12 protein-coding genes and 1 riboswitch are annotated in these 14,795 nt (G+C 46.2%); of the genes, 10 read left to right on the forward strand and 2 right to left on the reverse strand.

The window, feature by feature from the left end; translation table 11 throughout:
• Positions 1-108: 108 nt before the first annotated feature.
• The 8 genes from KO518_RS07170 to atzF all read left to right on the forward strand — a co-directional run bounded on the left by KO518_RS07170 (position 109) and on the right by atzF (position 10,905).
• On the forward strand, positions 109-861 hold the full coding sequence (locus KO518_RS07170) for a hypothetical protein (RefSeq protein WP_216025139.1): 753 nt from the start codon (positions 109-111) through the stop codon (positions 859-861).
• 201 nt (positions 862-1,062) lie between these two features.
• Positions 1,063-1,179: riboswitch (guanidine-I (ykkC/yxkD leader) on the forward strand.
• A 55-nt stretch (positions 1,180-1,234) separates the two neighbouring features.
• Positions 1,235-2,290 carry a putative urea ABC transporter substrate-binding protein gene (locus KO518_RS07175; RefSeq protein WP_216025140.1) on the forward strand — a complete coding sequence of 352 codons (1,056 nt, stop codon included), beginning with the start codon at positions 1,235-1,237 and terminating at the stop codon, positions 2,288-2,290.
• 48 nt (positions 2,291-2,338) lie between these two features.
• Entirely contained in the window at positions 2,339-3,160 is an 822-nt protein-coding gene (locus tag KO518_RS07180) for an ABC transporter permease (RefSeq protein WP_216025141.1), read from the forward strand.
• Positions 3,157-3,933, forward strand: a complete 777-nt coding sequence (locus KO518_RS07185) for an ABC transporter ATP-binding protein (protein WP_216025142.1) — start codon at positions 3,157-3,159, stop codon at positions 3,931-3,933. Before KO518_RS07180 ends, KO518_RS07185 begins: the two co-directional genes overlap by 4 nt.
• Positions 3,934-3,967: 34 nt before the next feature.
• The gene (locus tag KO518_RS07190) at positions 3,968-4,681 is read left to right on the forward strand and encodes an urea amidolyase associated protein UAAP1 (protein ID WP_216025143.1); all 714 of its coding nucleotides are present in this window, start codon (positions 3,968-3,970) and stop codon (positions 4,679-4,681) included.
• Positions 4,682-4,750: 69 nt separating this feature from the next.
• Positions 4,751-5,407 (forward strand): urea amidolyase associated protein UAAP2, encoded by a 657-nt coding sequence (locus KO518_RS07195; protein WP_216025144.1) that lies wholly within the window; start codon positions 4,751-4,753, stop codon positions 5,405-5,407.
• Between the two features lie 111 nt (positions 5,408-5,518).
• Entirely contained in the window at positions 5,519-9,115 is a 3,597-nt protein-coding gene (gene uca, locus KO518_RS07200) for an urea carboxylase (protein ID WP_216025145.1), read from the forward strand.
• A complete protein-coding gene (atzF, locus tag KO518_RS07205; protein ID WP_216025146.1) occupies positions 9,115-10,905 on the forward strand; it encodes an allophanate hydrolase in 1,791 nt (596 codons plus the stop codon). Before uca ends, atzF begins: the two co-directional genes overlap by 1 nt.
• Before the next feature lie 292 nt (positions 10,906-11,197).
• Here the strand turns inward: atzF and KO518_RS07210 are convergent, their stop codons facing one another.
• Both KO518_RS07210 and KO518_RS07215 read right to left on the reverse strand, forming a co-directional pair.
• A complete protein-coding gene (locus KO518_RS07210; protein WP_216025147.1) occupies positions 11,198-12,271 on the reverse strand; it encodes a sterol desaturase family protein in 1,074 nt (357 codons plus the stop codon).
• A gap of 71 nt (positions 12,272-12,342) precedes the next feature.
• Positions 12,343-13,005, reverse strand: coding sequence for a hypothetical protein (locus KO518_RS07215; protein WP_216025148.1), 663 nt, complete (start codon positions 13,003-13,005; stop codon positions 12,343-12,345).
• Positions 13,006-13,465: 460 nt separating this feature from the next.
• On the opposite strand from KO518_RS07215, the gene KO518_RS07220 reads away from it, so the two are divergent.
• Both KO518_RS07220 and KO518_RS07225 read left to right on the forward strand, forming a co-directional pair.
• Entirely contained in the window at positions 13,466-14,014 is a 549-nt protein-coding gene (locus KO518_RS07220) for a pilin (RefSeq protein WP_216025149.1), read from the forward strand.
• 243 nt (positions 14,015-14,257) lie between these two features.
• The gene (locus KO518_RS07225) at positions 14,258-14,758 is read left to right on the forward strand and encodes a hypothetical protein (protein ID WP_216025150.1); all 501 of its coding nucleotides are present in this window, start codon (positions 14,258-14,260) and stop codon (positions 14,756-14,758) included.
• Positions 14,759-14,795: the final 37 nt, after the last annotated feature.

The following is a 14,795-nucleotide window of genomic DNA, read 5'->3' on the forward strand; positions in this document are numbered from 1 at the left end:
AGCCAATCAGCAAAGGCGAATCAGGATCCACGAATCCAAGTCCATCGTTACAACGAACACACGTACATATTGCGTCAAAATCCTGCGGTAAATTGGGAAGCCCCCTTCATGTATTTAGTGATCGGTAATGAGCGTGCTGCTTTACTGGATACCGGGGCCACTGAGGAGGACGAGTATTTCCCGCTGCACCAGGTAATTGATAGATTGCTGGAGCGATGGGCTTATGCTCAAAATACCCGCATACCGGAATTAATTGTCTTGCCCTTGGGCTCCCATCAATCGCAAGTTGCGGCGCTCAAACAGTTTACCAACCGACCTAACACGTTAATTATTCCACCGGATGAAGAGTCCAGGCGCAAAGTCCTGGGCAGCAATTGGCTGCAAGGCGGAAAACTAGATCTGGGTGGACGAGTCTTAGACGCACTGCCGACGCCAGGTTTGGATGCTGAGGCGATGAGCCTTTACGACCCTTGGTCTGATCTGTTATTTACCGGAAACACCTTTTATCCAGGAAGGCTTGTTATTCGGGACTTTAAAGCTTATCGAAGTTCTTTAAAAAAATTGCGGGAATTAGTTGGCTCTTCGCCAGTGAGCATGATACTTGGAGGGCGTATTGAGATGACAAAACGACCAGGCTTAGATTACAGGCTTCGAAGCAATTACCGGCCCGAAGAAAGAAGTCTGGAGCTCTATCCTGAGCACCTTAATTCGGCATATCTCGCGGTAAAGCTGATCAACGGTTCTAAAGATATTCGTATTCTCAATGATTTTATCATTATGAATGGCGTCGGCCGAGGTGCTCGTGACTATGGTTATCCCGTGTTTATACCCGAGCGATTTCGTAGTAGAAACTCCAGGTAGTTAATTATGCTTGAAATGAGTGCGCCTTGCGTCTTTTTGGTGCGTATTCAGCCAGCCTGGATTTCCTAGTTACTTTCCAAATTAGGTAAATGCGATCTAAAGTTTTGATTTTATTTGTTTTTAATTAGTCTCGTAAGTTGGCAATCTTTTTGCTTTGTTCACTGTAGGTCGTACCCTTTGTTGTCGCGGTCCTACCACATTTAAATAGTAATCTAGGGTTCCGGCAGTGCATTAAGCACCGCGTCTGGACCGAGAGTTTACGACCTCAGTTAATAATTTTATTAACAGGTTACACGGCGGGATAAAAGCCCGGGAGACTTGATTGGCGCAGCCATGGGTACTCTATGTGTAAACTAACGTTAATGAGGTTATTATGATCAAAGTGTTCCCGCTACTCGTTCTTCTATGCAGCATGTTAGTTTCAACGCATGTGAGCGCTCAAGAAAAATCCAGTTTCAAAATCTGTTGGTCTATCTATGTTGGATGGATGCCTTGGGCTTATGGCGCCGAAAAAGGCATAGTCAAAAAGTGGGCTGATAAGTATGACATCGAAATCGAAGTCGTGCAAATCAATGATTATGTCGAGTCAATCAACCAATATACAGCGGGTTCGTTTGATGCCTGTACCATGACGAATATGGATGCGCTTACTATTCCATCAGCCGGTGGCATCGACACCACTGCGTTAATTGTGGGTGATTTTTCAAACGGTAACGATGGCATTATTGTGAAAGGCGATGGGGGATTGGCGTCACTAAAAGGCCAGAATGTTAACTTAGTTGAACTAAGTGTGTCTCACTACTTACTTGCTCGCGCTCTTGAAACTGTTGGCTTGCAAGAGTCAGATCTCAAAGTAGTAAACACGTCGGATGCAGATATGGTTGCCGCTTACTCTTCTGGTGAAATTTCCTCATTGGTTACATGGAACCCCATGCTTAACGAGATTGCTTCAATGCCAGGAGCAAATAAGGTATTTAATTCAGCACAAATACCAGGTGAAATCATTGATACCCTTATGGTTAATACAGATGTTTTAGCTGCCAACCCTAAGTTAGGTAAAGCCCTGGTTGGTGCATGGTATGAAATTATGTCACAAATGCAGCCTGACAGTGCGATGTCTGAAGCTGCTCGCACATACATGGGCGTTGCTTCAGGCACAGACCTTGAAGGTTACAATGCGCAACTTGCGTTCACTGAAATGTTCTACACTCCGGCTCAAGCTCTGGATTTACTACACAGTGACGAACTACTCAGCACTATGAAATCCGTTGCAGAGTTTTCATTTGATCACGGTTTATTAGGAGAAGGTGCGCCAGATGCCGGGTTCATTGGCATAGAAACGCCAACCGGTGTTTTTGGCAATAAAGGAAATATTAAACTTCGTTTTGACCCGACCTATATCCAAATGGCCGCTGAAGGCAAGCTATAACCAAAGATTGTCTACCAGGCGGTTACAGAAGGCTAAGGGAAAGAGCGAATGAAACGTTTAACTATATACAAACCAAAATCTTCGACCCATATATTTCTGGGTATGTTGCCTTTTGTACTGTTGCTATTGGTTTACATGGGGGGGTCTAGTGCACGTCTGGCTGATAACCCCAATGATAAGTTACTTCCAAGCTTTTCTACCATGGGCGACGCAGTTAAGCGGGTTGCTATGGAACCGAGCAAGCGTACTGGTGAGTATGTGTTATGGAGTGACACGGCGAGTAGCCTTAAACGTTTGGGTTTTGGATTGAGTATAGCGGCTCTTATTGGTTTAGTGCTGGGTATAATGACAGGAGCCTTACCCGTATTTAGCTCCGCCCTGACACCTCTGATCACGGTTATTTCTTTGGTGCCTCCTCTAGCCCTATTGCCGATATTATTTATCGTTGTAGGGTTAGGTGAAGTGTCTAAAGTGGCCCTGATTACCATAGGTATTGCCCCTATGATCGCCAGAGACATCAGCCGCAGGGCTCAAGAAATACCCGACCAGCAATTAGTCAAAGCGCTTACGCTGGGCGCAAACAGTATGCAAATTATTCTTCGTGTTTATTTACCTCAGCTCTTACCTCATTTGTTTAACTCCATTCGTTTAGCGATGGGCGCTGCGTGGTTATTTTTAATTGCAGCAGAAGCGATTGCCTCTACGGATGGTTTGGGGTATCGCATCTTCTTAGTCAGGCGCTATTTATCAATGGATTTGATTCTACCTTACGTGGCATGGATCACTTTGTTAGCGTTTATCATTGATTGGCTATTGATAAAGCTTAATCAAAAACTATTCCCCTGGTTTGAAGCGGTAGGTAAGTCATGATTGAAGGCAAGAATATTTGGAAGTCTTTTGGCCAGGACACTATTTTAGAACGCTTAAATTTTAAAGTAGAAAAGGGTGAATTTGTTACGTTGGTGGGCGCCTCTGGTTGCGGTAAGAGTACGCTGCTGAATATGTTGTTAGGTACCTCTACGCCAACAAAAGGCAAATTGTTACTGGATGGCGAAGCCATTCCCGACCAACCAAATGCAGATAGAGGCATAGTATTTCAGCATTACTCTGTGTTCCCACATATGACCGTTCTTGAAAACGTGGTTGCGACCAGAGGTTTTCAAAAAAACGGTGTCACGGGTTATTTATTTGGCAGTGCTAAAAAAAAGGCTGTCGGGGAAGCTAAGTCAATGCTGGAGCAAGTTGGCTTAAAGCATGTGTTTAATAAATACCCAAGCGATTTGTCCGGCGGTATGCGCCAGCGTTTAGCCATTGCGCAAACATTGTTGGCAAACCCAAGAGTATTGCTACTGGATGAACCCTTTGGCGCTTTAGATCCGGGTATCCGGGCGGAAATGCATGAACTCGTATTGTCTTTGTGGAAGGAACATCAATTAACGGTATTTATGGTCACCCACGATTTGAAAGAAGGGTTTTACCTTGGTACGCGGTTATGGGTGTTAGATAAGATTAGACTTGATCCCACCTTTCATAATGCCTATGGCGCAAACATCACTTATGACTTACCGGTTGGACAAACCGATAGTGAGTTATATCAGGGCATTAAGAGTGACTTGAATAAAACTCTCGCTGTAATGCCTTAATTTGTTTTAAAAAAGATTTATATAAGAGGGGTTTATGGAACCTTTAGAAAGTTATTCCACCACGATGAAAGGCGCAAGCCATTGGTCGTTAGAAGTGCGAAAGGGCACCAGTATGCGCCTGAGCGATATTTACGGCGGGGCAAATGTTGGCATGTTGTTTTATAACCCCAAAAATCTGTTAGAGCGTTTCAACGCACCTGATACTTTAAAGTGTCAACACACATTTAAGTTAACGCAAGGAAACTGTTTGTATTCCGACATGGGGCGGATATTTGCTTCGATTATTGAGGATACATTGGGTTGGCACGAGACAGTTTGTGGTAACAGCAATGCGCAAATGGTTGAGCAAAAATGGGGTAAACGTGACTACCAAACCACGCGTAACCTATGGAATCAAAATGGCCATGACGCCTTTTTAACCGAACTGGCTAAATACGGTTTAGGTGAAGCAGACATGGCTGCCAATATCAATTGGTTTAGTAAAGTATCTGTTGATGACGCCGGGGTCATGCAGTATCAGCCCACTCATAGTCCGGCGGGTAGTGAGGTTACTTTGCGTTTTGAGATGGATACGTTAGTGATCATGCACACCTGCCCGCATCCTCTAAACGAAAGTGAAACGTATCCACGCAATCCGGTAAAAATTGAATTAAGTAAAAGCGCGCCCGTTGAAGCAAACGACCTTTGCTTAAACCATTGCGAAGAGAACAAACGTGGTTTTAAAAACAATGCACTGTATCTACTTTAAACAGCGCCCTGAATTGGCCTTTTTTGTTCATTCAACCGCAATTCTTACAGCCGCATCCAGGAGAAGACTATGTCTGTCGCAGAAACATTAATTGAAAGCCCGAGGCTCAACGATAAAGCAATATTCAACTTAGTCGTTGACGCCGGTGATTATTCGCTTACGAAGCTCCAGCAAGGGCAAACTATGCGCATTCTCGATTTAGAAGGTAATCAGGCAGCGGATACTTTGTTTTTTGCGCAAGAAGATCCGAGTGAACGTTATAGTGCAACTGATACTCTGCGCGCTCAACAACAAGTTTACTTAACAACCGGCTCCACACTATTGTCAAATCGCAGTAATCCGATGTTGAAAATTGTTGCTGATACCTGTGGTCGCCACGATACCCTCGGTGGAGCTTGTTCAAACGAGAGTAACACAGTGCGTTATAGCCTTGAAAAGCGTCATATGCACTCCTGCAGAAACAATTGGATGTTAGCTATTGCAGAGCATCCGGAGTTCGGATTATCAAAAAGAGACATTACTCATAATGTTAATTTTTTTATGAATGTTCCAGTCACAGAAGAAGGTGGTTTAACTTTTGAAGATGGGATTTCTGGCTCAGGTAAATATGTAGAATTTACCGCATTAATGGATATTACAGTGCTAATTTCAAATTGCCCACAACTCAATAATCCATGTAATGGCTACAACCCAACACCGATTGAATTGTTCATTTGGAACGACTGATCTGTTCTTCTAAAAGTTGTCAGGTCAATAGCCTTATAGTGACGACCATTTTTGTCCAGGCTACATAGTCAGGAACACGTTTTTCACAACTGTGTTTGTTAGGAACATAAAATGTTTAAAAAAGTACTTATCGCTAATCGGGGTGCCATAGCAACGCGGATCATCCGAACCTTAAATAAGCTAAAGATTGAAAGTATCGCCATATATGCCATGGCTGATGCCGACAGCTTACATGTCTCCACAGCATCTCAGGCTCATTGTTTAGGGGAGGGCTCAGCCGCCAATACATATTTAAACATTGATAAAATTATTGAGTTAGCAAAACAGCTAAAGGTTGATGCAATACACCCAGGTTATGGCTTTCTGAGTGAAAATCCAGACTTTGTAAAACGCTGTGAGCAAGAGGGTATCGTGTTTGTTGGGCCAACCGCGGCGCAAATGCTCGAGTTCGGATTAAAACATAGCGCCCGGGAATTAGCGAAAAAAGCCAATGTGCCTTTATTGCCTGGTACCGGGTTACTAAATAGTCTTGAGCATGCTTTAGAACAGGCCAATAACATTGGTTACCCAGTGATGCTAAAAAGCACAGCAGGTGGTGGCGGAATTGGCATGCAACTATGTCATACCGATGATGAACTGAGTCAATCATTTGAATCGGTAAAACGCTTAGGCAAGAGTAATTTCGCTGATGACGGCGTGTTTCTCGAAAAGTACATAAGCCAGGCCAGGCATATTGAAGTTCAGGCTTTCGGTGACGGAGCAGGCAAAGTTGTGTCTTTAGGAGAACGAGACTGTTCCAGCCAAAGGCGTAATCAAAAAGTTCTCGAAGAATGTCCAGCACCTAATCTGACTGAGGCTACCCGCGCTGCTTTGCATCATACCGCAGAAGCCCTGCTCGCAGCGGTAAACTACCGAAACGCAGGAACAGTCGAGTTTATTGTTGATGCTGAAACCGAAGCGTTTTATTTTCTTGAAGTAAATACTCGCTTACAGGTTGAGCACGGTGTAACTGAAGAAGTGTTTCAAGTTGACTTGGTCGAATGGATGATAAAGCAAGCCGCAGGTACCTTGGCTGATTTATCTGAAATCAGAAATGGGTTAACGCCAAAAGGCCATGCTATTCAGGTGCGCATTTACGCAGAAGATCCTTACCTGAATTTCACGCCTTGTCCCGGATTATTAAGCAAAGTGGAGTTCCCGGATGAGGCAGGTGTTCGGGTTGAACATTGGCTGGTAAGCGGGATTGAGGTCGCCAGCGAGTTTGATCCTATGCTCGCTAAACTGATTACCTACGCAGAAGATAGACCCAGAGCGCTAGCTTTATTGATGGAAGCGTTGTCGAATACCCATCTTTATGGCACTCAAACCAATGTCTCTTATTTGCAGGCTTTATGCGCCGACAAGCGTTTAGTTGATGGTAGAGTGACTACTCGTTATTTGAATGAATTTACGTTTTCGCCAGAGCGTATAGACGTGATCAAAGCCGGCACTATGACCACCATCCAGGATTTGCCGGGGCGTAAAGGATATTGGGATGTAGGTGTGCCGCCATCTGGCCCGTTTGACAGTTATTCTTTTGCGTTAGTGAATCGTCTGGTAGGTAATGATGAAGACGCTGCAGGTATAGAGATCACTTTAGATGGTCCCAGTCTAAAGTTTAGTTGTGACACTTACGTTGCTCTTGGCGGTGCGGCAACCCGTGCTACGTTAGATGGCGAAGACATCGAACTGTGGCAAGCAATAGCGGTAAAAGCCGGGCAAGTGCTAAGTATTGGTAAAATCACAGGGGCAGGTGCCAGAGCGTATTTAAGTATGGCTGGTGGCATTCAGTGCCCGAAATATTTAGGCTCGCGCTCAACATTTACGTTAGGTAGGTTTGGTGGTCACAATGGCAGAGCTTTGCGCACCGGCGATGTGTTGTTACTTGATACCGGTGCCAGCCAGTCTCCTGTAAAAGCCTTAGCCACTGAATTATTGCCTGATATAAGCAATGAGTGGGAGATACGCGTGATGTACGGTCCTCACGGCGCCCCGGATTTCTTCACCCCAAATGATATTAAGACATTCTTTGAAACTGACTGGCAGGTACACTATAACTCCAGCCGCACCGGTGTTCGGCTCATTGGGCCGAAGCCTGAATGGGCTAGAAAAGACGGTGGAGAAGCAGGCCTGCACCCATCTAATATCCACGACAATGCTTATGCGTTCGGCACCATAGATTTTACTGGCGATATGCCGGTGATATTAGGCCCGGATGGTCCGTCTCTAGGGGGATTCGTTTGCCCCGCCACCGTGATACGAGCTGATTTGTGGAAGTTAGGCCAGTTAAAAGCCGGTGATAGCATTCGTTTCGTCAATGTAGATCAGGGTACAGCCCGTCAACTGGATATCGCTCAACAAGACTCTATAGATACCCTGGTACATAGCCATTACAGCTGGCAAAGCAGCGCTATTGGCAGTCCTGTTATCAAAAGCCTGGACGCGACTGAATTTGGTGATCAAATTGTCTATCGTGCGGCAGGTGACCAGTTTTTGTTGGTTGAATATGGTGAGCTGCAGTTAGATTTGGCCCTGCGTTTTAGAGCGAATGCCATGCTAAACTGGCTACAACAAAACACCCTGGATGGGTTAAAGGAGCTAACGCCTGGTATTCGCTCGTTACAGGTCCATTTTGATTCACGCAAGTTAAGTCATGAAACCATTATAGAGCACTTAATAGTCGGAGAGACTAAGCTACATAAAGAACTGACTAACCTCACAGTACCATCGCGAATTGTTCATATTCCGTTGTCTTGGGATGATGAAGTATGCCGACAAGCCATCGAAAAATACACCCAATCGGTGCGTGCAAATGCGCCCTGGTGCCCGTCAAACTTAGAGTTTATTCGTCGGGCTAATGGTCTTAAAGACATAGAAGCGGTCAAAAAGATAGTGTTTGAAGCCTCATATTTAGTGATGGGCTTAGGTGATGTGTACTTAGGCGCACCTGTTGCGGTGCCCATTGACCCCAGGCATAGATTAGTGACGACTAAATATAACCCTGCTCGAACATGGACCGCCGAAAACTCTGTTGGCATTGGTGGCACCTATTTGTGCGTGTATGGAATGGAAGGTCCTGGAGGCTACCAGTTTGTTGGTCGTACTTTGCAAATGTGGAATCGCTATCATCAAACTAAGGAGTTTAGTAAACCCTGGCTATTGCGATTTTTTGATCAGATCCGCTTTTACGAAGTCACTCACGATGAGTTAGAAGAAATACGCAAAGACTTTCCGAAGGGCAAGTATCCGTTAAAAATTGAGAATACTGAGTTTAGTTTGGCTGATTATCAGCAGTTTAAACAAGACAATGCCGATTCAATTGATGCCTTTATTGAGAAACGGGACCAGGAGTTTGCTAACGAATTGGCTGAATGGCATGCCAATGGTCAATTTAACTTCGAACCGGTAGAAGAAGTCCTGGTTGAGCTTGAGCAAGATTGGCCAGAAGATAGTTTAGTTATAGAAAGCCCGGTGGCTGGCAGTCTGTGGAAGACACAGGTAAATCAAGGCCAAATTCTTGAACAGGGGCAAACACTCGCAATCTTAGAGTCTATGAAAATGGAAATTCCATTGCTTGCGTCGCAGGCCGGAAAGGTGACCCATGTCTTATTAAAAGATGGACAACGAATTCAACAAGGCCAAGCCTTATTTGTAATGGAGACGGAATAATGTCATTACCCCAAACGAATGATTTAGCAATTAGCACCTTGCGTAAGGCCTATTTGGCTGGCGAAATAACCCCGGAAATAGTGTTTAAAAAGATAGCTGAAACTGCTTCTCAGTATGAAGAACACAATGTTTGGATTTATCGCCTTAGCGAAGAAGAACTCCAGTCTTACTTTTCTCGCCTTGCTGATATGAATCCTGCCGACTACCCGCTTTGGGGAATACCGTTTGCGATAAAAGACAACATCGACCTGGCGGGGATACCAACCACTGCGGGATGTAAGGAGTTTGCGTATACGCCAACTCAGTCTGCGACATTAGTACAAAACCTGATTGATGCAGGTGCAGTGCCAGTAGGAAAAACTAATTTAGATCAATTTGCCACCGGATTGAATGGCACACGCTCGCCGTGGGGCGCATGTTTAAATAGTCATGACAGCAAGTATATCAGCGGCGGCTCAAGTTCTGGGTCTGCCGTTGCGGTGGCTTTAGGTATGGCAAGTTTCGGCCTAGGTACAGATACCGCCGGCTCAGGGCGCGTGCCGGCCGCTTTTAATCATCTTGTTGGTCTTAAGCCTACCTGTGGATTGCTGTCTGCTAAGGGAGTAGTACCAGCCTGTAAAAGTTTAGATACTGTAAGTATTTTTACTAAGACCGGGGCAGATGCCAACCTTGTTTTGGGGTGTGCAGAAAGTTATGACCAGGCTGATCCTTACAGTCGGGAAAATGTTTATGGGAATTCCCAACGTCACTTTGGTCAGCGTGAAGGTGAACTAACTATTGGTATCATTCCTCAGCATCAACTCAAATTCTTTGGTGATGCCGGGTATAAAAAAGCGTACGAAAGCTGTGTTGCCAGACTTGCCGAGAGTGGTGTTATCTTGGTTGAGATTGACTATGACCCCTTCAATGAAGCTGCGCTTTTATTATACGAGGGCCCTTGGGTATCAGAGCGTTACATAGCCACTAGATCAATTTTGGAAACGCAGCCAGAAGCCATGCATCCTGTGGTTAGAGACATCATTATCCAAGGGAAATCACCGCTAGCTACTGAGTTGTTTGAAGCCCAATACCGTTTGAGTGCCCTCAAGCAAAAATGTGCTGAACAACTAGCGAGTATTGATTGCCTATTGACGCCAACGGCCGGGCGCTTGTTCACAGTTGAAGAAATGCTCGATAAGCCCATTGAGCGAAATAGCCAACTCGGCTATTACACCAATTTTATGAATTTATTAGACATGGCCGCGCTTGCAGTGCCAACCGATAAAACGGATTCAGGCTTACCTTTTGGTATCACCCTGGCTGGTTTTGCATTTACCGATAGAGCATTATTGTCTATCGCAGAGAGAATTAAACCCATTCTGCAAACTGACCAATTGCCCGTACCTAATAGCATTGGCAAAACAGATACCATTGATGTTCTAGTGTGTGGTGCTCACTTATCAGGTATGCCTCTTAATTGGCAATTAACAGAGCGTGGGGCTACGCTTAGCCAAACCACAAAAACCTCAGCCAATTATCGATTTTATGCGCTAACAGGTAATGCCTTAGGTAAACCTGGCTTAGTGGCTAATCATGAAAATGGGGTACAGATAGAAGTAGAAGTATGGACAATTCCCGCTACTGAGTTTGGTAGTTTTGTGGCTGATATACCCGCGCCCCTGGGTATTGGTAAAGTACAACTCGAGGATGGCCGTATGGTCAGTGGCTTTATTTGTGAACCTTACGGTCTCGAAGGCGCTAAGGATATTAGCGATTTGGGTGGTTGGCGTGCCTATCAATCGGGTCTTTGATTAAATATGAAATGATACAAAGTGAAGGTCTAATTGGTGGGGGTAACTCACTACTCCAATTAGACCACTTCATTTGTGCACCGGAAAAAACTCCTCCAGCCATCCTGCGTTAAATCACTTCATTGAAGAGTTAAACATTTCTGTAAAAAAATTTTTTGCGTAATCCATCGACCGGAAAATGCGTAATTTTACGAGAAAGCGACGCCGTAAAAAAAAGCTGGCTGCCTGTAAAGGCAGCCTAGCCAGGTCGATGAATTAAATTGGCTGCCTTGGAACAGCTTTACCCGATTAGCTACAAATTCTTGAGACGTTCGTCAGAATAGAGAGCCAGCATGAGTTGGTCTTTGATAGAAAGGCGAACACCTTTACCTGCGCCAAGTGATCCCACCTCAGCATCGCCACAATAAGTGCCGAAGAGGCGATCCCAGAAAATGATGTCACAACCATAGTTGGAATCTGCCTGACGGCGCTCGAGTGCATGGTGACAATGATGTTGCTGTGCGGTAGCAAAGAACCAGTCCCATACAGGCATTGAAACCATCGGTAAGTTTGCATGGTTAAATTTACCATTCCACATGCCGAAGGCTGCTGAAACGATAAATACTTCATCACTTGCACCCATCAAAGCCAGAGCTACTGGCGTGCCTAGGCCAAGAGCAAGATACTCAAACGGATGAGTACGGTTACCGCGAATGGCACTCATTTTGGTCAGGTGATGATGCGTTGCATGCATACGCCAAAAGAAAAGAGACTCGTGCTGAATCCGGTGCAGCCAATAGTAAACGAAGCTGGACACGAATCTGATACACAGCGCGGCACCAATCAGCCCGACGACGGTAGTAGGTTGAAATTCGATCTGCAGCGGAGACATATCACGAAGCGCCTGGAATCCATCAGATACTGGCGTGCGATACAGGTCAGAAATGAGAGGCGCCCAAAGCAGACCACCCGAAGCCATCCAAAATACGTCTTCTAACATTTCGTCGGGCTTAAGTAGCCAGGACTTTTTCTTGGCCCAAATACGCTCGGCTATCAGCAGAAGAGGTGTGGAAGAGACTGCAACAACCAGTGTCCACACGCGGTAGTACTCCCCCCCCCATTCGTTTACTAAAATGGCGGCAGCCAAAAGCATTGAACCAAGCACCAGCACCGGCTGGGGCAGCGCCCAAAGAATTGCCTTCCTGTCCCATTTCACTTTACTACCTTCGGTTATAACACCTTCTTCGGTGCGGACTATTGGATGGCCGGAGGGGCTCGTTTCGGACGATGTGCTGTTCACCGAGTCAACCGGGTTAGCCGTATTGAGAGAGTTAACCGTATCAAGAGGGTTAACTGTATCAAGAGGGTCTATGAGTTGATCTGTCATTAATCTTGCTCCTGAACTTTTTGGCTGATGGTTAAGAAAAACCTATTAATCGTGAATTGCGTTGCAGCAATCTAACATGCTTTTTTCCTGCGACAGGTGCCAGTGACTGTCCACTCAACTTCTCCATTCTCGACCTCTGGGTTGAGAATATATGTCACCCCATCCAGGTCGGAGTCGTCGTTCATCCATGTCGCGATAATCTGGCCATCGATGACGGAAATGCCATGGGTTTCTTTAGAAACAAGGACCTCATCAGGAAGCCCTTCCTTGCCGCTATCGAGTGAATCCGGATCGACAAAGCTCTTCGATAAGAGGGCATCCTCTACCTTTTCCTGGATTGGCTTAGCCATATTTACCAGCTCTTTATAACGAAACCGAATGTTCAGATCATCGTAACGGTCAACATTTCGCATCAGATAGATGATAACTATTGCCACCACAACTCCCGCAAACGCAAAAATGGCCAACCGCATCTTGGGGTCCAACTGAGCATCGCTATTGTCCACTGAATGCTCGGTTGGACTGGATTTTTCGGTAGATACGGACTCAGTGTCAGATACAGAGACCTTATTGACTGAGGAGCTACCCGGTTTCTCGCCGATACCGTCACCCAAACCCAGAGCACCCAATTGGGCTACGCCCCAAGCCAATAGGATCGAGACCAGCGCCCCGACGAATTTATTATCGCCTTCGAATTCCAGGTAAGCCCAGATGCCAATGCAGATAAGGAGCAATGCAAATCCCATCAAAAGCGGCGAAATTTCTCTGCCGAAGATTTTCACAGTAGTTTGCAGCTTGAGCCTGCTTAGCAATAGGTCAAACTTGTCGACCAAATTGTTCCAAGTTTCCATATCTCTCCCGCTCCTTTATGAGACAAAAAAACCGTAGATTGCACCACGTACGTGCGCTTTAAAGCAGATCATCGCGCTAATTGGCCCAAATACGTGGTTGTATACTTTGTAAGCAATTGCCGTGCCTGACCTTGACTGCGAACTTTGCTCTGTAGTGTGCAGTCCTGAGCGGTTGGGGAAGAGAGTTAAACAACCCAAGAGACCTTTATTGAATGGGAATCCCGAAAGAAATTAGAACGGCGCTAGGATGCAAAGTTTGCATAATAATTGCACAAAAATATGCGCCTGCATTAGTGCAGGAGCTTACTGGAAATCACTATCTGCAAAAAAGGAAATCACATCGATGAAAGAAAACCAAATAAGGAACCGACAGAGTGGACTCACAACCTCTGAAATGGTCGTCTACCCCTTAATTGTATTGGTGCTTGTCGCCGTCGCCTTTGGTTTTTACCACAACGCCAGAATCGATGAGGCAGTGTCCGCTGCTGTGGAACTGGGGCTCGAACAGCAAGCAATTGTGGAGGAGTACTTCTATACCCACGGCGAGATGCCGCAGTCAGAAAGTGATATCAACCTGAGCACTTTCGCTCCGAATGGTATTCTTACCGGTATGGAGTACCGGGCAGGTGAGCTAGGTGTACCTGCTGCCGATAAATTTCGCACCGGAACGTTCAGGGCTCTGGTAGATATGACAGAATTTGGTGGTCGATTTAAAGACATTGAATCTGGCTTCCTACTTATTGCGCGAGCCCAGGACGACGACACGATCAAATGGGACTGTGTTGCGGACGAGGTCACAGTAGACGCCTTGAAAGGGCGCTACTTGCCTGAAACCTGTAGCCGCGCGAAGGACGATGAAGAAGGGGATGGCGCAGAGCTGGAAGTCGAATAAAAAAGGTGGACGCCTTTCAAGTCATTCAGGGCGTCACCCAGCCAACCTGGCAGCACGCCAATCTGGAACACGTTATTGTTTTTAAACTGAACCAACTTATTCCCTACACACGGAGATCCTATGAACACTTTTTATCGCTCAACCACGATCACCTCTTTGGTATGTTTCACCGCCTTGTTGAGCGCCTGCTCTGAAAGCGCCTCGCCCGAGGTCGCTGCTGAGGCAGCCGTCGATCCGGAGCTGGTGATCGCTGAGTCCTTTATAGACGCTTTCTATTCTTTCGACCGCGACCGACTTGCGCCAATTATGGCAGCGGCACCAGAGTCCGCCCCTCGTCTGCTCTACTACCAGGGTTCGGCGGAGGGCGGCAACTATGAGGTGTTGCTGCGCACCCCCTGTGCCCGGGACGAAGAGGGGATCGTAAATTGCCCTGTTAAGGTTAAGGACGATCGCGTGCAGGCACTCGGCACCGGTTTTGACGTCACTGACACTTTTCATCTTACTTTCGACGACGGTGTACTCGTCAAAGTCACGACCAGTTCAAATGATCAGGACATCTATCGCCAGGCCGCAGTGTGGGTGCGCGAGAATATGCCTGAGGTAATGGAAGGCCCGTGCAAGAACCGGGGTACACTGGAAGGCACACCCGTGGAGTGCTCTCGAGCCATGACCGCCGGTTACAAAGCCTTTGTCGCAAGCCCGGATTTCCCCGGTGTGCCGCCTCTTCCTGAGGACGCTCAGTGATCAGGCCCGCCACCATCAATTACGGTAGTACAGCTTT

Origin of the sequence: Aestuariibacter sp. A3R04, assembly GCF_018860805.1 — a bacterium.
Classification (GTDB): domain Bacteria; phylum Pseudomonadota; class Gammaproteobacteria; order Enterobacterales; family Alteromonadaceae; genus Alteromonas.